The organism is Streptomyces capitiformicae (genome assembly GCF_002214185.1).
In the GTDB taxonomy this organism is placed as follows: Bacteria; Actinomycetota; Actinomycetes; order Streptomycetales; family Streptomycetaceae; genus Streptomyces; species Streptomyces capitiformicae.
In genome coordinates this window covers 6,313,873-6,332,183 of sequence record NZ_CP022161.1, presented here as the reverse complement: position 1 = coordinate 6,332,183, position 18,311 = coordinate 6,313,873, and the positions used below count along the sequence as shown (strand labels likewise).

Sequence of the window (18,311 nt, the reverse complement as noted above, 5' to 3'; positions counted from 1 at the left end):
GCTCAACACGTCCCAAGGGGCGGCCGAACAGTTACGAGGGGGAAATGACGTGGACAGTCGTGCCGGGCACGCGGTGTCGCGGAGACAGGTATTCAGGCTGGCCGGAACAGGGCTGGGACTGGCCGTCTTCGGAGCCGGGCTCGTGGGGTGCGGTCCCGAGGACGAAGTGGCGGTGCCGGGCGACAGCCCGACGCCGGGCGGGGACAAGAACGGTGACAGCTTCACCACTCCGCCGCCGGGCACCGCACCCAAGCCACTGTGGCAGGCGGCTGCCGCGAACAAGGACGCGGCCGGTACCGAGGCGCTGGCGGTGATCGGGGACCTGGTCCTGGTCGCGGGCGACCCGCTGGTGGGACGCGACATCGCGAGCGGCAAGGCGAGGTGGACTCGAACCGGCGTCACCACGCCCGGCGCCAAACTCATCGTCGGCGGCGGGACGCTCTACCTCGCCAGCGCCGAGTACGACGGTGACGTGGTGGGTCTGGATCCGGCCACGGGCAAGGAGACCTGGCGCAGTCGCCTGGGCAAGGAGTACGAGCAGCCGCGCCCGATCGCGGCCGACGACCGTCACGTCTACGTCCTCGCCGGCAAGCTGGAGAAGGGCTTTCCGACGCCCGACAACGTGATCGCCGCCATCGACACCACCTCCGGCAAGATCGCCTGGCGTGAGCAGCGCGACACGGGGACCGAGGAGTACGGCATCACCGCATCGGTCATCGGTGAACGCCTCGTCTACACGGACTTCCGGAAGAACCTGACCGTCCGCGACACGGCGACGGGCCGACAGCTGTGGACCAAGAAGCTCAGCAAGTCCAACTACCGTCATGTCGCTCTGCACAAGGATCTGGTGATACTGGCGGAAGGCCGGCAGCTGCGAGCGCTCGAACTGGCCGGGGGCAAGGAACGCTGGTCGCTCGCCACGGAGGAGTTCAGCACGTTCAGAGACCCGTACGTCCTGGACGGCGTTCTCTACGCGTCCGACACCGCACGCGGCATGTGGGCGGTGGACCCCGGTACGGGCAAGCAGATCTGGCACAACGAGGATCTGCAGGAGTCGACTCAGGCTTGGCAGTTCGCCAAGGTGGGCGACACCGTTTACGGCGCGACCGAGTTCGACAAGGACGGCGGCGTGCACGCCTTCGACGCGAAGAGCGGAAAGCTGCGCTGGACCTACAACGACAACACGGGCAACCTCCAGCAGTGGTACGTGGTGGCGGCGGGCAACCGGCTGGCCGTGATGCACGGGAAGCGGATCTACGCGCTGCCCGCCGTGTGATCCGGCCGCCCGACTGCGGGGCGGGGTGGGATGAGCCTGTCCCGCTGACCTGCAACGGCCTGCCACTACCAGTGGCAGGCCGCCCAACCACCATGAATCATCACCCCGTTGAATCATTCGCCGGCAAATACGTCACCAGCAGCACCACGCCGCTCAGCGTGAACACGCGCAGGGCGGCGTCCAGGCCGTTCCAGTCGCCCGACTGCCACATGACGAACCACTCGCCGCCGATGGCGATGAAGCCGGCGCCGAAGAGGAGCAGGACCATGAGGAGGCCGAGGGTGCTGTAGCGGCGGGCGGTGTGGAAGGTGCGGTGGCGGAGGGCGGTGGTCCAGGAGTAGGTGGCGGCGAGGAGGAGCAGGGCCGCGATCGTCTCCCAGATGATGATGAGGACGTAGACCGCGTCCTGGATGCCCTTCGACTCGATGGCCCGCCACATGAGGTCCTCGTCCTTGAACGTGGTGTCCATGGCGAGGACGTGCTGCACGAACGCCTGGTTCGTGCCGAAGTCGGTGATGTTGCTGAACGCTACGAGCGCCATGTAGAGGGCCACTGTGCCGACGAGCAGTGTGGAGGCCAGGGGGAGGAGGGATACGCGGGGGGTCTGCTTTTCAGCCATGGATCAACTATGTGCGTGACCGAGGATCAACCCCAGTGGTTTTTCGGCGAGTTGGATCACGACAAGGGGCGTTCGATGGCGAAAAAACGCGGATGCCCTCCCGATCCGGGAGGTGCACGGCCGGGCCACCGGAGCGGTGGTGGCCCGACCGGGCTGTACGGAGGAGGGGGAGGGCATCCGCGGGGCCTCTACTGCGCGAACCCCGTCCCGAAGTACGCCCCCTTCTCCGGTGCCTTGAACACGGCCGGGCCGAAGGACGTGATGTTCGTCGTGACCAGTCCGGACTTCGAGCCCCGGAAGAGCCAGACCGCGCCGGAGTCCGCGTACGTGCCGTCCTCGGCCGGGGCGCCGACGGCGAGGTCGGCGCGGTTGTTGGCGTTGACGTCGAGGAGGGAGACGGACCGGCCGAAGGAGTCGCCGGTCTCGGAGGCGCCGGGGACGCCGGAGCTCGACTGGCTGAAGGCCTGGGCGCCGGTGCCGGTGAGGCCGGCGGCGCCGCCCTTGAGCAGGACGACGGCACCGGCGTCCTTGATGGAGCCGATGTCCTCGCCGGGGACGCCGACCGCGATGTCCGGGTAGCCGTCGCCGGTCACGTCACCGGCGGCCACGGAGTGGCCGAACTGGTCGCCGCCGTACTGGTCGTCGGGGTTCGCGGCCTCGGAGGCGCCAGGGACGCCCTTGGTGTTCTGGGTGATCTTCGTCGTACGGGTGGAGGGGCCGGTCGTGGAGCCGTAGACGACGCGGACGTTGCCGGCCTCGCTGTCCCTCACCTCCGAGACCTGGCCGACGTCACGGGCGACGTAGTCCCCGTAGCCGTCCAGGTTCACGTCGGCGACGACACCGCCGAGGGTGAAGTGGCCGGTGGACCTGGCGGTCGAGCTGACGCCGGTCGACGTGCCCTTCCACCACTGGGCCTGGTACGACATCTCCTCGAAGCCGCCCGTGGTGATGAGGTCGTCCTTGCCGTCGCCGTTCATGTCGCCGACGGTCAGGTCCCAGACCTCGTCCTCCTCGCCGACCGGGAGGGAGGAGGTCCTGGCCGCGACACCGGCGCGGGTGAACGGGCCGAGCTTGATCTGGAGGCCCCCGTCGCCGGTGGTGACGAGGTCGCCCTTGCCGTCGCCGTTGAAGTCGCCGTCGGCCACCCGGTTGACCTTGCCGGGGAGCACGGAGGCCGAGGTGAGCCCGCTCGCCGAACCCCACAGGACCACGTCGCTGTCGTTGAAGCCACCGACGGCGAGGTCGGCGAAGCCGTCGCCGTCGAGGTCGCGCGCGGCCGTGGCCTGGCCGAAGGAGATGCCCGCCTTGGCGGTCCCCGGCAGCCATGCCGTGGTCCGCGAGATCACCTGGGGGTGCGCGGTGTCGGCGCCCGCCGTGGAGCCGTACACGACGGAGACGTAGCCGGCGCCCTCGGTGCCCGCGACGGTGGCGCGGGGCGCGTTGGTCACGAGGTCGGCGAAGCCGTCGCCGTTGAAGTCGACGACCGGCGCCTTCGGAGCCGCGCCGGCCGGCCCGGCGGTGACGAGCGGCGTGACCAGCAGCGCGGCGGCGACGGCGGCACATCCCGCGACCGTACGGGCGGTCGTACGAGGGGCCGTACGGGCAGTCGCGCGGCGGGCGTTGCGAAGGTGCACGGATTCTCCAGGAGTTGGGCTCGGATGCGTCTGCTGTTCACATCCGCACGCTTTGACGGCCGGGAGGGCGAAACGGTTGTGTTCCCCATGCCGATCCGGGGTGATCCCGGGGTCGAGCCCGGGGTCGAGCCCGGGGTCGAGCCCGGCGTCGATTCCGGCGTCGATTCCGGCGTCGATTCCGGCGTCGGTCCCGGGCGATCGGGCTCGCGGAAAGTCCCTGGAGAGCCTCTGGAGAGCCCCGAACGGGCCGTTCCCATTCGATTACAGTGCTGGACTGTTGGGGGGTAGGGGCGTACGTATGTACTGACGTACTGACGTGCGGGGGTGGGGTCATGAGGAGGCCGCGGTGGGCGCGACAGCCGGTGCCGTCTGGGGGCGGGTCGAGCAGCAGGATTTCCGCAGCAGGGTGCGCGGAACACTGCTGGGCGCCGCAGTCGGTGACGCCCTCGGTTCGCCGGTTGCCGGGCTCACCATGGAGCAACTGGGCGAGACGTACGGCCCCGACGGGCTGACCGATCTGCCGCCCGCGTACGGCAGACGCGGCGCGGTGACCGACCTGACCCAGCTCACCCTGTTCACCGTCGACGGGCTGATACGCGCCCAGGTCCGCCGCGACACCGGCGCCTGGCACCCGCCGACGGACCTGCACCGGGCGTATCTGCGCTGGGCGGCCACCCAGCGCGACTGGGGCCCCGACGAACGCCGCAAGGACGACGGCTGGCTCGCCCGCGAGGAGTGGCTCTACGCCCGCCGTGACCCGTCCCGCGCCTGCCTCCTGGGCTTCGCCGACGAGACGATGGGCACCCTCGACGCCCCCAAGAACCCCGGTGAACCCGGCGCGGAGGCGGCGGCCCGCTCGGCCCCCTTCGGCCTCCTGGTCGGCTGGGAACCGCAGTTGGTCTTCCAACTGGCCGTCGAGTGCGCGGCCCAGACCCACGGCCACCCGACCGCCTACCTCACGGCCGGCTCGTACGCCGTCATCGTCCACGCCCTCGCCCGCGGCGAGAGCCTCGACGCCGCCGTCGAGAAGGCCCTCGTCCTCCTCGCCGCCCGCCCCGGACACCAGCCCGTCACCGATGCCCTCCAGCAGGCCATGAACGCCGTACGCCAGAGCGCGCCCGCCCCGGCCCTCGTCGAGGCCCTCGTCGGCAACGGCACGGCCGAGGGCCTCCTCGCGGTCGCCGTCTACTGCACCCTGGTCGGCGAGGACGTACGCCAGGGCCTCTGCCTCGCCGTCAACCACAGCGGCCACTCCGGCGCGGCGGGCGCCCTGACCGGCGGCCTCCTGGGCGCCCTCCACGGCGAGACGGCCCTCCCCCCGGCCTGGCTGGCGGAGTTGGAGGGACGGCCGACGCTCCTGGTCCTCGCGGACGACTTCGCCCTGGAAATGACCCAGGGCCCGGCCCTGCACGGCCCGGGGGGAGCGTCGTCGGGCTGGCTGACGCGGTATCCACGGGGCTGACGGGCACGGTATCCACGGGGCTGAGCGGCCGCCCCTCACGTCCTCCCGCTCCCGACGCCGCGATAGCGTGCCGATCATGGCGGACTGGACCCTACGACAAGCGACGGCCGCGGACCTCGAACCCCTGGCCGACCTGCGCGCCGTCGTCATGCGCCCCGACCTCGAACGCCTGGGCCGCTACGACCCCCACCGCGTCCGCCAACGCCTCCGCGACGCCTACGACCCGACCCATACGTGGATCATCGAGGTGAGCGGCGAGTTCGCGGGCGGCGTGGCCCTGCGCCCGTCACCGGACGCCCACTGGCTGGAGCACTTCTACCTCGCCCCCCACCTCCAGGGCACCGGCATCGGCACGGCCGTACTGCGCGAGCTCCTGTCCCGCTGCGACCGCGACGGCACGGTCGTCCGCCTGAACGTGCTGCGGGGGAGTCCGGCCAGGCGGCTGTACGAACGCCATGGGTTCACCCTCGAATCGGAGGACCCGGTGGACGTTTTCATGGCGCGCGAGCCCGGGGCCGGGCGCGTTTGTCCGTGACCGTTGTGTTGGGTTGATCGCGCAGGTTCCCGCGCCCCTGGCCCGCAGGGCCGTGCATTCAGGGGCGCGGGGAACTGCGTGAACAACCCCCACCCACCCGCACCCGCCCCACACACCGCACCCCCGAGCTCCGCCCTCAAGCCCTCAAACCCCCGTAGGACTCGATGCGTCCTTCCCCGGCGCCGGCGCCGGAACCGCCGCGGCCCCCGCACCCCCGTATCCGTCCCCGTCCCCATCGGTGTTGATCTTCTCGATGATCGCGAGCCGCTCGGGTGTGTCCTCCGGCTTGATGAAGCCGATGACGATGTACAGCACGAGCGAGACGGCCAGCGGGATGGACACCTGGTACTGGAGCGGGACGCCGCCCTCGACGTTCCAGTGGATCGGGTAGTTCACCAGCCAGAAGGCGAACAGGCCGCACGCCCAGCTGGTGAGCGCCGCCGTCGGGCCGGAGCGGCGGAACGGGCGCAGCAGGCCGAGCATCATCGGGATGGCCATGGGGCCCATCAGGCCGGCCACCCACTTGATGACGACGGTGATGATGTCCTTGAAGGCGGGTGAGTTCACCTGCGTGGCCGCTGCCATGGACAGGCCCAGGAAGACGACGGTCGTGACGCGGGCGACCCGCAGCCCCTGCCCCTCGGTCCACGTCCGCGCCCGGCGCCAGATCACCGGCGCGCAGTCGCGGGTGAAGACTGCCGCGATGGCGTTCGCGTCGGAGGAGCACATCGCCATCGTGTGGGAGAAGAAGCCGACGATGACGAGGCCCAACAGGCCGTGCGGCAGCAGCTGTTCGGTCATCAGGGCGTATGTGTCGGAGCCGTCGCCCTTCTCCGACTTCACCAGCAGCGGCGACATCCACATCGGGAAGAACAGCACCAGCGGCCAGACCAGCCACAGGACCGCCGACAGCCGGGCCGAGCGCTCGGCCTCGTAGGGGGTGGCCGTGGCCATGTAGCGCTGGGCCTGGTTGAGCATGCCGCCGTTGTACTCGAAGAGTTTGATGAAGAGGAACGCGAGCAGGAAGATCGTGCCGTACGGGCCGACGAGGGGCTCTCCGTGGCCCTTCAGCTCCGGGCGGTCCCAGACGCCGAAGAAGCCGCCGAAGTCGTCGAGTTTGACGAACACGGCGATGAACATCGCGATTCCGGCCAGGAACTGGATGACGAACTGGCCGAGTTCCGTCAGGGCGTCCGCCCAGAGGCCGCCGATCGTGCAGTAGACGGCGGTGATGGTGCCGGTGATGAGGATGCCCTGGTTCAGGGAGACGCCCGTGAAGACCGACAGCAGCGTGGCGATGGCCGCCCACTTCGCGCCCACGTCCACGATCTTCAGCAGCATCCCGGACCAGGCGAGCGCCTGCTGGGTACCCAGGTTGTAACGGTTCTTCAGATACTCGAGAGGGGATGCCACATGCAGTCGCGACCGCAGCCGGTTGATGCGCGGCGCGAACAGCTTCGAACCGATGGCGATGCCGAGGGCGATGGGGAAGGACCACGTCACGAAGGACGTCACACCCCAGGTGTACGCGATACCGGCGTACCCGGTGAACATCACCGCGCTGTAGCCCGACATGTGGTGCGAGATGCCGGACAGCCACCACGGCATCTTGCCGCCCGCGGTGAAGAAGTCACTGACGTTGTCCACGCGTTTGTGCGACCAGACGCCGATCGCGACCATCACACCGAAGTAGCCGATGAGCACGGCCCAGTCGAGACTGTTCATGGGCCCCCTTCCAGGGTCCGCCGCCAGGGTCAGGCATGTGAACTCTGAGTTCGGTGGCATACCCACGGCAAGGAAGTGGAAGGTCAAGAGGGGGTAAAAAAGTTCGGTGCGGTGACTTCAGTTTACATATATGAACGGCGAGTTGGCTGAAAAGAGGAGTCGAAGGTGGACGCGCAGGACACGGCCGAGCGGCTGCGTGCGATATGCGGCGAGCTGTCGGACCGTTTCTACGAACGGGCCGACGTGGTACGGACGCTGGTGGTGACGCTGCTGGCCGGGCAGCACTCGCTGGTGCTCGGCCCGCCCGGAACGGCGAAGTCCGAGCTGGCCCGGGAGCTCACGGGCCGGATCGAGGGGGCCGCCTACTGGGAGATCCTCCTGTCGAAGTTCACCGCGCCGACGAGGATGTTCGGCCCCATCGACGTCGCCGCGCTCGCCCGGGGCGAGTACCGCCAGGTCTACGACGGTCGCGCCACGACCGCGCATGTCGCGTTCATCGACGAGATCTTCAAGTGCTCCACGGCCGCGCTGAACGAGACGCTGGGCTACCTCAACGAGCGGATCTACCACCCCGAGAACGGCGGAGAGCCGATCCACTGCCCCCTGATCGGGGCCATCACGGCGAGCAACGAACTGCCCAGCGGGGAGGATTCGGCCGCGATCTACGACCGGCTGCTCGTACGGATCGAGGTCGGCTACCTCGAAGACCCCTCGAACTTCGCCGCCCTGGTCCGCTCTGCTGTCAGCCGCCCGGCGGCACCGACACGGACCACCATCGAACTGGCCGCGTTGCGGCACGCCGTGACCGAAGCCGTCCCGGCCGTGGACGTCCCCGACGCGATCGTGGACGCGGTGTGCACGCTGCGGGCCGCCCTGCGCCGCAAGGAACTCATCGCCTCCGACCGCCGCTGGCGACAGGCGGTGGGCCTGCTCCAGGCGTCCGCGTACCTCGACGGCCGCCCGGCGGTCACCGAGACCGACCTGTCGGTACTGACTCACGTGCTGTGGGACTCCCCCTCCCAGCGCCCGACCGTCGAGCGTGAAGTGCTGCACCTGGTCAACCCCGACGCCAAGGAGGCGCTCGACCTGGCCGACACCATCGACGAGTTGGAGGCCCAGCTCGACGCCATGACCGGGCAGTCCCGCGAGGCGCTGAGCGAGTGGGTCATCAAGAAGGCCCACAACCAGCTCGCCATGGCGGGGAAGCGCCTTGAGAAGCTGCGCGCGGAGGCGGCGGGCGCCGGCCGCTCCACCGCCGCCATCGACCGCGTCACCGGCCGCCAGCGCGCCGTCCGCGCCCGCGTCCTCACCGAGGCGCTCGGCGTGGACGCGAGCACGGTGCGGGCCGAGTTCTGAACAGGGGGGAGGGGATTGTGTGTGAGGCGCCGAGCGGCAGGCTGGACGAGTTGGAGAGCTGGGCCGGGATGTGGCCGGGCCCGGCCGCAGCTGCTCGGGAGCGGCTGGGGAAGGCTGTTCGTGCCCGTTTTCTCAGCGAGGTTCTCGGTGTGGACGTTGAGTGCGGTGCGGGCCGAGTTCTGAACAGGGGGGAGGGGATTGTGTGTGAGGCGCCGAGCGACGGACTCGACGAGGCGGCGAGCCGGGCAGGCACATGGCCGGGCCCGGCCGCAGCCGCTCTCGGGCGGCACACCGCGGCCGTGGTCGCGGACCGGTTCGATCGGATCACCTGGCGCGACACCTACGAGCAGTCGGCCGGGCTGCGTGATCTGGCCGAGGAGTTGAACGAGCGCTACGGCTACGCCACTTGTCCGACCTACCCCACCGACCTCCTGGCCGACCTGTTCCTGGCCGCCTACAAGGTCCGCCCGCGGGTGCGTGAGCGCGTGGAGATGGACCCCTCCCGGCTGGTCCACCACCAGGTCATCACCTCGCTGATGGAGTCACCCGACTTCGCCGAGCTGCACCGGGAGACGGCCGGCGACCCCTACGCCGCCGCCATGGCCGTACTCGCCCAGGCCGCCGCGCTGCGCGGGCTGCTCGAGCGCTCCAGGGATGCCCAAGAACAGGCCGAGCAGGCGAAGAAGGCCCGGCAGGACGCCGACAAGGCCGCACAACAGGCGATTGGGGACGGCCAGGACGGCTCCGTCCTGGCCCCAGCCGCCGACGAAGCCGCCCAGGCCGCCGAGGCCGCCGAGGCCGCCGCACGCCAGGCCGCCCACGCCGCCGCGCAGGCCCTCACGGCGGCGGCCCTCGGTATCCGTGCCGCTGCCCGGAGCGCGGCGGCGCGGGCCGCCGCGGCCGTACGGCAGGAGGCCGCGCTGATGCGGGCCTGGGGTGTGGGCTCCGGGCGGCTGGAGCGGATGCCGTTCGCCGAGCGGGCCCGGCTCGCGGAGCGGCTGCGCGGCGGCCGTCTTGCCCAGTGGGCCGAACTGATCGGCCGCTTCCGGCAGATGGCCGGCGGTGAGCGCGCCCGCAAGGTGGAGAACGCCACCGGGGAACTGGTCGGCGTCACGCTCGGCGACGACCTCTCCCGCGTCATCCCGTCCGAGCTGACCCACCTCGGCCTGCCCGAGCTGCGCGCGGTGTTCGCCGCGCGCTACGCCGCCGGGGAGCTGATGCTCTACGACAGCCAGGGCGAGCAGAGCACCGGCCAGGGCGCCGTCATCGCGTGCGTGGACACTTCGCACTCCATGTACGAGGCGGGGCCCGGCGGAGTCACCCGGGAGGTGTGGGCCAAGGCGTGCGCCCTGGCGCTGCTGGACCAGGCCCGCCACGCGGGGCGGGACTTCGTCGGCATCCTGTTCTCCGCCGCCGACAAGCTCCAGGTCTTCCGCTTCCCGGCCGACGAGCCCGCCGACCTCGACCGGGTCCTCGACTTCGCGGAGACCTTCCTCGGCGGCGGCACCAGCTACCAGCGGCCGTTGTCGGCGGCCGGCGAACTGCTGGCGGAGGAGTTCGATGACGCCGCCCGCAGACGCGGCGACATCGTGATGCTCACCGACGACGACTGCGGAGTCACCGAGGAATGGATGCGCGGCTGGAACCAGGCCAAGCACCGATTGGGGTTCCGGGTCTTCGGCGTGGCCGTCGGCGCACCGCGCGTCGCCGAGTCCGACTCGGTCCTGGACGCCCTGTGCGACAACCTCCGCTCCATCGAGGACCTCACCGACGTCCACGCCGCCGCCGACCTCTTCCGCGTGATCTGACCCCGCACCCAGCACCCCCCGCACCCAGGTCAGCGGTCAGCGCATCAGCTCCCCGGCATTCACCAGCAGCGACTGGCCGGTGATGGCCCGCGCCCGGTCCGACGCCAGGAAGACCGCCGCGTCCGCGACATCGCCGTCCGTGGCCAGTTCGGGCAGCGCCACGCGTTCGGTGAGCCGCGCCAGCACCTCCGCCTCGGACACACCCTCGCCGTGCGCCGTGAAACGGACGTACGCCTCCACCGGCGGCCCCCACATCCAGCCAGGCAGCACGGTGTTGACCCGGATCCGGTACGGCCCGAGCTCCCGGGCCAGCGAGTACATCGCGCTCGTCAGCGCGCCCTTCGACGCCGCGTACGCCGCCTGCCGCACCCGCGAGGGCGCGGCCACCGCCGACTGCGTCCCGATGATGACGACGGACCCGCCACCCGCCGCCTTCAGGGCGGGCAGACAGGCCCGCGTCATCCGCAGCGTGCCCAGCAGGTTCACATCGAGGACCGCCTGCCAGGTGGTGAAGTCGGCGTCCTCCAGACCCCCGAAATAGCTGTCCCAGGCCGCCACATGCACCACCGCGTCGACGCCCCCGAACCGCTCCGCCGCCAGCGCCGCCAGCGCCTCGCACTGCGCCTCGTCGGTGATGTCGGTCGCCCGGTACGCCGTGTGCGTGCCGTCCGGGTCCAGATCCGCGGCGGCCTTGGCGAGGTTCGCCTCCGTACGCGCCCCGAGCACGGCGTTGCCCCCGTCCCGTACGACGGCGGCGGCAACCCGTCCGCCGAGCCCGGCACCGACCCCCGAGACGACGACGGTCTTGCCCGCGAGCAGTGACATCGGTGGCATCGGTGGCCTCCCGGCTCTGGCGGATTATCTGACGGAGCGTCAGAGTATGGGCGACCGCAGGCGGACGGAAGGGGAAGACGCATGAGCGAGGAGACCCACAGCGAGACGTACGCCGAACTGGCCGCCGTCGGCCCGTACGGCGTCCACCCGGGCCACGCCCTGATCACGATGGTCGAGCCGCATCCGGGCCACGAGTACGCGTACAACCGCTGGTACGAGGACGACCACTACTACGCGGGCGCGATGGCGATGCCCTGGATGTACGCCGGCCGCCGTTGGGTGGCGACCAGGGATCTCCAACTCCTGCGTACGCCGGAGAAGTCGGCGATTGCTCAGCCGGTCACCGCCGGCTGCTACCTCTCCACGTACTGGATCACCGACGGCCGCTACGACGACCACATGCGCTGGACGGTCGCCATCAACAAACGGCTGAATCGCGACGCACGCGTCTACCAGGACCGTACGCATGTCTTTACGGCGTTCCAGGACCACGAGGCGACGGTGTACCGGGACGGGGCCGCCGGACCCCGTGACTTCCACGCTCTCGACCACCCTTACGCGGGCCTGGTGCTGGAGGTGATCGACACCGAAGGGCCGGACGAGCGCGCCGAGTTGCTGGAGTGGCTGCGGGCCCGGCATCTGCCCAAGCGGCTCGCCGGGTCGCCGGTCGCCATGGTCACGGTCTTCCGGCCCACGCCGCTGCCCCTCGACCGGATGTCGTACGTGAAGCTGGTCGAGGGCGTCGACACCCGCCTCACCCTGCTGTGGTTCCTGGAGACCGACCCGCGGGACTGCTGGGCGGAGCACTTCACGGGCCTGGCGGAGGCGGTGGACACCGCATCCATGAGCGGCTCCGGCGCGGGGGGCCTGGGGAGGCTGGAGTTGCTGGCGCCGTTCATCCCGACGGTGCCGGGGACGGACACGTACGTGGACCGCTTGCGGTAGCCGGTAGCCGGTAGCCGGTAGTCGGTAACCCGTAGTCGTACGGGCAAGGGCGGAGCCCCCTCGGCAGGGACGGCGGGCCGGTCGAGAGGGCTCTGGCGGTGTTGCGTATGGAGTTGTTGATCGGTTGTGCGGGCGACGTCTCAGCCGAGATCGAACGTTCCCCGGTTCACGCCTGCCACGAACGAGTTCCACGAGTCCGTGGGGAAGGTCAGCACGGGACCGTCGGGGGTCTTGGAGTCCCGAACGGAGAGTGCCGACAGGACGGGGGACTTGACCTCGATGCACGCGCCGTTTCCAGCCGAATACGAAGACTTTTTCCACGTATTCAGGGCGCCCTGACGAATTGCCATTTCTGCTCCGGTACACAGTTGTTGAGTTGCTGTCACCGCGCCGCCGGCCGGAACCAGCAACCAGGCGGCTCGGTTTGCGCCAACGTTGTTGCGTGTTGGCGTGATCGACGCTACTCGCCAACATCGGCGCGCGGTGCGACCATTCACTCGACCGGGTGGCATATACCGGGTGAGTCTTCCACTGGGAAGTGGTGAAGGTGTACCATCCGCCCCTCCACTCCCGACAGGCTCAACGCGCGTACTCCTTCGCGATGTCCGCGATGAACTGGCGCGACTGATCGACATTCAGGGCCTGGGCTCTGAGATGCTCGTACATCACGCTGTATTTCTGCACGTCGAGCGGTTTCTCCAGATAGAGATCGCTGGTGACGCCCTCGATATAGACGACGCTCGAATCCGAGGTGTCGGGGAATTCCAGGATCGCGTACTGGCCGTTGAGGCCCGGATGCGCCCCCACCTCGTACGGCAGCACCTGCACGGTGATGTGGGGGAGCCGGGACATCTCGGCGAGATGCTCCAACTGCTCGCGCATCACCGAACGGCTGCCGACGATCCGGCGCAGCGCGGCCTCGTCCAGTACCGTCCACAGGCGCAGCGGGTTCTCCTCGGCGGAGACACGTTCCTGCCGGCGCAGCCGCACCTGGACGCGCTTCTCGACATCGGCCGTCGACGTCTCGGGCAGCGCGCCCTGGATGAGCGCCTCGGCGTACGGGCGGGTCTGCAGCAGCCCGGGGACGATCTGCGGCTCGTAGGCCCTGAGTGAGGCGGCGTCCGTCTCCAGGCCGATGTAGACGCTGTACGGGACGTCGCCGAAGGCGTGCCACCAGCCCTGTTGGCGGGAGTCCTTGGCCATTTGCATCAGCGACTCGACGACCCGCTGGTCATCGACCTCGTAGACCCCGCACAGGTCACGGACGTCGCGCTGGCTGATGCTGCGGCGGCCGTTCTCCAAGCGGCTGATCTTCGACTGGGAGACCAGCAGCCGGTCCGCGACCTCCTCGGCGGTCATTCCCTTCTGTTCACGGAGCCTGCGCAACTCCATGCCCAGTCGGCGTCGCCTGACAGTGGGATTGACATTGGACGCCACGGGACGTGCACCTCCGGCTGCGGGCCTCTACCTTGTGTATCTGCTGTTGAGCAGATTGCCACCAAGGTGACGAGTACCGCTGGAAAACGGCGGATATGCGCTGCGCATGCGTGGTTTGCACCGTAGTTTTTCCGCCGTGGAGGGATCTCCGCCGGATTTCCGCCGGATTCCCGCCCGATGTGGCGCCCTGGCGCCGGGCATGCGGCCGCGCGGGGCGGTGGGCCGAGTCGTACGCCGTCGAACCGGTCGTACGTACGGCCGCACGCGCCCCGCGCGAGCCGGCGGCTCCCGAACCGGGTCCTGGGTCCCGTGCTGGCGGCTCGGTGCCGGCGGTGCAGACGGTGCAGACGGTGCTGTGCTACACGTCGAACGCGGAGTGCGTGTGGTGTCGTTGGGCCGCGGCTCCGGGCCCGGCACTGTACACCTCCGTGTCGTTGCGCGTTGTTCGTTCCGTGCTCGCGGTGCTCAGTGCGCCACGACGCGGGCCATGGAGCCTCGGCGTGGCTGCATCGGAACGCCGCGTGGGGGTTCCGGTGCGGACGGCCTGGTGCCGGGGGCGGCCTGACGGCCGGTCGGTGCCGGGCCGCGGCGCGGCTGGGCGGCCACGCCGTTCTGCACGTCCATGACGGCGTGGGCCACCAGGCCGCCCATGGGGTCGTGCCGGATCAGATCCCGGAGGCGGGAGCGGGAGGACCGCCCCTCGTTCCCGGGATACAAGTGCTTGCCGAGACCGACCGCGTGGGCCAGTGCGGCGAGCGCCGCGGTCCGTGGGTCCGGCGGGACGCCGGTCCGGATCGCGGAATCCAGCCGGGCTCTGATCTCCCGGCTGATCTCGGTCTGACTCGCCTGGTAGCGAGTCGTCGGCAGCACTCCGCACATCTGGCCCGCCACGGCATGCACCATGCCGCACCGCTCCAGATGCGAGAGGTAGGTCTGGCGGAGCCCGAGACGCGGCCCGCCTATCCAGTGGACGGCACGTACGGGAGCGCCACGCCTTCGCAGCAACTCCAACGCGCAGTCCAAAGTCGGATCTCCAGTCGGCCGTGGGGACACCACGGCGATACGATCCCCGTCTGGGGCTATCCGTCCGGCCAGCGCCAGCTCCACTAGCTGTGCTCCGGCCAGACCAAGGTCGAGCGACTGCGGCTGTGCGGTGGTACCCGTGGCCGGGTCCAGCGCCAGCAGCAGAAGCTCCTCCGGAAGTGTTCTGCGGCTCCTGCCCATCCATGCCTCCCCGCGTGGATGAATGACAGGGTGACCCCTCTCACATTGGTCTGTCGAGGGTGCGTGACCGGAATGTTGTGGAACCAGTAGGTATGTCGTTCTCGTCTACCGGAGGGGTTAAGCCCGCACACAGGACACTGGTACATGGTTCGGACAGCGGCGCGGCGCGGTGTGCGTGCGGTGGCTAGTGTCGGGCGGCGGGTTTCACAGTTCGGTTGGGCGCGCATCCTGAGGGCGGGTTGGCGCGCGGGAGGAGGCATCGGTGGCGGGCACGTCCCCCGACAGGTCGAAGAGGTACGAGTCGTCGACAGGGTCGACGTCGGGGAACGAGGCGGCGGTTCCGAAGCCAGGCCCTGTCCCCGACCCCCGAGTCGCGCTGACCCGCGACCCGTCCCCCAAGCCCGACCAGGCAACCGCGGTCTTCTCCCGCCGAGCCCTCCTGGAGGCGGCGGAAGCGGAGGGCCTGAACCTGGACGACGAGGCGCCCACGCCAAAGCCGGCCGGCTCGGGTGGCGGCTCAGCCGCCGACGAGGGCGAGGACGGGGCCGAGGGCGAGCGGGGCGCGGACGGCAGTGCCGGGGGCGCTGAGGACCGCGACGAGGACGCTACGACCGCTGCGGCGGAGGCGGACGGGGACGAGCACGGGGGCGCGACGGACGCCGGTGAACGCGCCGAGGACGAGCCCGGAGCCGAGTCGGGTGCCGGTGAGGCTGCCGGGGGTTCCGGGGCCGAGTTGGGCGACCGTGAGGCCACCGAGCGCTCCGAAGCCGAGGCTGCCGAGGAGCCCGCATCGGGCGCTGACCCGAAGGCCGACTCGGAGTCCGGACCGGCCGGCGTCTTTGCTGCCGACCTCGCTCGGGCGGACGACGCCTCGGCAGCCGATGAGCGCGAGGCCGACGCACCGGTAGGCGACGAGCGCGAGGCCGACACACCGGAAGCCGGCGGATCCGAAGCAGACGCTTCAGCGGGTCACGCGTCGAAGGCCGCCAAGCCCGCGACCGCCGCACCGTCAGCCGCCGCCCCGACAGACGAGGCGTTGGCTGTCGGCGACCCCGAATCCGACGCACCGGTGGACGACGAACGGGCGGGTGGCGCTCCGGCCGACGACGCGTCGACAGTCGCCGAGCCCGAGATCGACGGACCCGAAGCCGGCACGTCGGCAGCCGATGCTCCGGCAGGCGCCGCGTCGGCAGCCGACGAGCGCGAAGCCGGTGGTCCGGCGGGCGCCTCATCGAAGGCCGCCGAGCCTGAAGCCGACGGACCCCAAGCCGGTGCTCCGGCAGGCGCCGCGCCGAAGGCCGCCGAGCCCGAGGTCGACGGACCGGAAGCCGGCGGATCCGGAGCAGACGCTTCAGCGGGTGACGCGTCGAAGGCCGCCGAGCCTGAAGCCGACGGACCCCAAGCCGGTGCTCCGGCAGGCGCCGCGCCGAAGGCCGCCGAGCCTGAAGCCGACGGACCCCAAGCCGGTGCTCCGGCAGGCGCCGCGCCGAAGGCCGCCGAGCCCGAAGCCGACGGACCCCAAGCCGGTGCTCCGGCAGGCGCCGCGCCGAAGGCCGCCGAGCCCGAAGCCGACGGATCCGAACCCGACGTGTCCGCAGCCGAAGCCGGTGCCGTTGCGAAGGTCGCCGAGCCCGAGGGTGACGCTTCGACGGGCGCCGCGTCGGCTGCCGGCGCTTCCGAAGGCGATGACCCCGGGGCCGACGCTCCGGCAGGTCGTGGACCGGAGGCCGTCGACGGTGGGGACGCCCCGCAGGGGTCACCCACAGATGGCGACGGAAGTCGCACTGGGGGCGATGGCGGAGCCGAGGCGGGGCGGCCTGTGGATCAGGCGACCGCCATCTTCCGGACTCCCCGCCTGCCCGAGGTGGACCACCCCACCACCATGCTCAAGCTGGGCGGCGACACCACCAAGCCGTCCGCCGACACGACCGGGGACGACAAGGACACCACCCGGCCCTCAACCGAACGCACCAGCAAATTCGTCGCGCTGAAGCCCCTCGACGAACCCACCGCGCCCGGCGGCTCCGACTCCCCGGCCACCACCCCCGCCGAGCGCACCCGGGCCATCCCCCAGGTCGGCCCGGAGCTGACGGCGCAGCAGCCGCTGCCGCCGCGGCCGCCGCTGGATCTGCTGGCGGAGCTGACGAACACCCCGCCGCCCCCGCAGACCCCGGTACGGACGATCATCCGGCGGGTCAAGATCTGGACCCCGCTGGTGATCCTGCTGGCGATCGTGTTCGCGATCGTGCAGTCCGTCCGCCCGCTCCCGGCCTCGGCGCTCGCCCTGACCGCCGAGGAGTCGTACGCGTTCAAGGGCGACAAGGTCTCCCTGCCGTGGCCCGCGGAAGGCCAGGGCTGGATGGACGTCAACGGCATCGGCACGATGGACAGCTTCGGCGAGCAGAAGCCCGTCGCCATCGGGTCCGTCGCCAAGGCGATGACGGCGTACGTCATCCTCAAGGGCCACCCGCTGAAGTCGGGCGAGGAGGGGCCGAGCCTCACCGTCGACGCCCTCGCCGAGAAGGAGGGCGGCTACTACAAGGACGGTGAGTCCACGCTCGCCACCGTCAAGGAAGGCGACAAGCTCACCGAGCGGCAGGCGCTGTCGGCGATCATGGTCCCGTCGGCGAACAACATCGCGCGGCTGCTGGCGCGTTGGGACGCGGGCACCGAGGCGGCGTTCATCAAGAAGATGAACGACACCGCCAAGGAGCTCGGGATGACGAACACGACGTACACCGACGCCTCCGGGCTGAAGGAGACCACCGTCTCCACCGCCGCGGACCAGGTGAAGCTGGGCAACGAGCTGGTGAAGATCCCCGCGCTGGTGGAGATCACCAAGCTGCCCGAGTGGATCGACCCGTCCGGCCAGAAGCACCGCAACTGGAACACGCTCGTCCCCTTCGACGGCGCCATCGGCATCAAGACCGGCTCCACCACCAAGGCCGGCGGCAACCTGCTCTTCGCAGCCACCAAGGAGGTCGGCGGCGAGACCGTCACCCTCGTCGGAGCCGTCCTGGGCCAGCACAAGGGTCCCTCCATCATCGACACCGCCAACGCGGCCAGCAAGACGGCCCTGCTCGCCGCCCAGGACGCGCTGACCTCGGACACGATCCTGAAGAAGGGCGACGTCGTCGGCTACGTCGACGACCAACTCGGCGGCCGTACCCCGGTCGTGGCCACCAAGGACGTCTCGGCGGTCGGCTGGGCCGGCAAAACGGTCAAGCTGGAGCTGAACGCGGGTACCACGATCCCGCACGAGGCCAAGGCCGGCACCGAGGTCGGCTCCCTGATCATCGGCGACGGTACGGGCGACGGCGTCGAGGTCCCCGTAGCGCTCCAGAGCGACCTCACCGAACCGGGCTTCGGAGCGAAACTCACGCGGGTGAGCTGAGCCGGGAATCCGAGAAAGGGGTGGGGCGGGGTTCTTCCGGAACCCCGCCCCACCCCTTCTTT

The 18,311-nt window shown here is 70.4% G+C and carries 14 protein-coding genes; 7 read left to right on the top strand and 7 right to left on the bottom strand.

Annotated elements, in window-relative coordinates; genetic code table 11:
- Window positions 1–49: 49 nt before the first annotated feature.
- Window positions 50–1,276: a PQQ-binding-like beta-propeller repeat protein gene (locus tag CES90_RS28175; RefSeq protein ID WP_189786603.1), complete on the top strand. Its 1,227-nt coding sequence runs from the start codon at window positions 50–52 to the stop codon at window positions 1,274–1,276.
- A gap of 100 nt (window positions 1,277–1,376) precedes the next feature.
- On the opposite strand, the gene CES90_RS28170 is transcribed toward CES90_RS28175, so the two are convergent.
- Both CES90_RS28170 and CES90_RS28165 read right to left on the bottom strand, forming a co-directional pair.
- Window positions 1,377–1,895, bottom strand: a complete 519-nt coding sequence (locus CES90_RS28170) for a DUF2165 domain-containing protein (protein ID WP_189786604.1) — start codon at window positions 1,893–1,895, stop codon at window positions 1,377–1,379.
- Window positions 1,896–2,083: 188 nt separating this feature from the next.
- Complete coding sequence (locus CES90_RS28165) at window positions 2,084–3,529, bottom strand: FG-GAP-like repeat-containing protein (RefSeq protein WP_189786605.1); 1,446 nt, start codon at window positions 3,527–3,529, stop codon at window positions 2,084–2,086.
- A gap of 346 nt (window positions 3,530–3,875) precedes the next feature.
- Between CES90_RS28165 and CES90_RS28160 the strand changes: the two genes are divergently transcribed.
- Entirely contained in the window at window positions 3,876–4,991 is a 1,116-nt protein-coding gene (locus tag CES90_RS28160) for an ADP-ribosylglycohydrolase family protein (protein ID WP_189786606.1), read from the top strand.
- 76 nt (window positions 4,992–5,067) lie between these two features.
- Window positions 5,068–5,526 carry a GNAT family N-acetyltransferase gene (locus tag CES90_RS28155; protein ID WP_189786607.1) on the top strand — a complete coding sequence of 153 codons (459 nt, stop codon included), beginning with the start codon at window positions 5,068–5,070 and terminating at the stop codon, window positions 5,524–5,526.
- Between the two features lie 144 nt (window positions 5,527–5,670).
- Here the strand turns inward: CES90_RS28155 and CES90_RS28150 are convergent, their stop codons facing one another.
- Window positions 5,671–7,251, bottom strand: a complete 1,581-nt coding sequence (locus CES90_RS28150) for a sodium:solute symporter family protein (RefSeq protein WP_189786608.1) — start codon at window positions 7,249–7,251, stop codon at window positions 5,671–5,673.
- Window positions 7,252–7,416: 165 nt separating this feature from the next.
- Here CES90_RS28150 and CES90_RS28145 point away from each other — a divergent pair, with 165 nt between their 5' ends.
- The gene (locus tag CES90_RS28145; protein WP_189786609.1) at window positions 7,417–8,607 is read left to right on the top strand and encodes an AAA family ATPase; all 1,191 of its coding nucleotides are present in this window, start codon (window positions 7,417–7,419) and stop codon (window positions 8,605–8,607) included.
- Window positions 8,608–8,807: 200 nt separating this feature from the next.
- On the top strand, window positions 8,808–10,415 hold the full coding sequence (locus CES90_RS28140; protein ID WP_229914247.1) for a vWA domain-containing protein: 1,608 nt from the start codon (window positions 8,808–8,810) through the stop codon (window positions 10,413–10,415).
- Window positions 10,416–10,451: 36 nt separating this feature from the next.
- On the opposite strand, the gene CES90_RS28135 is transcribed toward CES90_RS28140, so the two are convergent.
- On the bottom strand, window positions 10,452–11,240 hold the full coding sequence (locus CES90_RS28135; RefSeq protein ID WP_189786647.1) for an SDR family oxidoreductase: 789 nt from the start codon (window positions 11,238–11,240) through the stop codon (window positions 10,452–10,454).
- Window positions 11,241–11,330: 90 nt separating this feature from the next.
- On the opposite strand from CES90_RS28135, the gene CES90_RS28130 reads away from it, so the two are divergent.
- Window positions 11,331–12,194: a hypothetical protein gene (locus CES90_RS28130; protein WP_189786610.1), complete on the top strand. Its 864-nt coding sequence runs from the start codon at window positions 11,331–11,333 to the stop codon at window positions 12,192–12,194.
- Window positions 12,195–12,334: 140 nt separating this feature from the next.
- Here the strand turns inward: CES90_RS28130 and CES90_RS28125 are convergent, their stop codons facing one another.
- From CES90_RS28125 to CES90_RS28115, 3 genes are all read right to left on the bottom strand, one after another.
- Complete coding sequence (locus CES90_RS28125) at window positions 12,335–12,544, bottom strand: DUF397 domain-containing protein (RefSeq protein ID WP_189786649.1); 210 nt, start codon at window positions 12,542–12,544, stop codon at window positions 12,335–12,337.
- Between the two features lie 229 nt (window positions 12,545–12,773).
- Complete coding sequence (locus CES90_RS28120; RefSeq protein ID WP_208921459.1) at window positions 12,774–13,631, bottom strand: helix-turn-helix domain-containing protein; 858 nt, start codon at window positions 13,629–13,631, stop codon at window positions 12,774–12,776.
- 465 nt (window positions 13,632–14,096) lie between these two features.
- Window positions 14,097–14,855, bottom strand: coding sequence for a GOLPH3/VPS74 family protein (locus tag CES90_RS28115; protein WP_189786611.1), 759 nt, complete (start codon window positions 14,853–14,855; stop codon window positions 14,097–14,099).
- Window positions 14,856–15,117: 262 nt separating this feature from the next.
- Here CES90_RS28115 and CES90_RS28110 point away from each other — a divergent pair, with 262 nt between their 5' ends.
- Window positions 15,118–18,249, top strand: coding sequence for a D-alanyl-D-alanine carboxypeptidase (locus tag CES90_RS28110; protein ID WP_189786612.1), 3,132 nt, complete (start codon window positions 15,118–15,120; stop codon window positions 18,247–18,249).
- Window positions 18,250–18,311 lie beyond the last annotated feature (62 nt).

Excerpts from the sequence above, each read along its gene's own strand:
- CES90_RS28135 (WP_189786647.1), bottom strand. The coding sequence starts at position 11,240 with ATGTCACTGCTCGCGGGCAAGACCGTCGTCGTCTCGGGGGTCGGTGCC.
- CES90_RS28155 (WP_189786607.1), top strand. The coding sequence starts at position 5,068 with ATGGCGGACTGGACCCTACGACAAGCGACGGCCGCGGACCTCGAACCC.
- CES90_RS28130 (WP_189786610.1), top strand. The coding sequence starts at position 11,331 with ATGAGCGAGGAGACCCACAGCGAGACGTACGCCGAACTGGCCGCCGTC.
- CES90_RS28170 (WP_189786604.1), bottom strand. The coding sequence starts at position 1,895 with ATGGCTGAAAAGCAGACCCCCCGCGTATCCCTCCTCCCCCTGGCCTCC.
- CES90_RS28150 (WP_189786608.1), bottom strand. The coding sequence starts at position 7,251 with ATGAACAGTCTCGACTGGGCCGTGCTCATCGGCTACTTCGGTGTGATG.
- CES90_RS28125 (WP_189786649.1), bottom strand. The coding sequence starts at position 12,544 with ATGGCAATTCGTCAGGGCGCCCTGAATACGTGGAAAAAGTCTTCGTAT.
- CES90_RS28115 (WP_189786611.1), bottom strand. The coding sequence starts at position 14,855 with ATGGGCAGGAGCCGCAGAACACTTCCGGAGGAGCTTCTGCTGCTGGCG.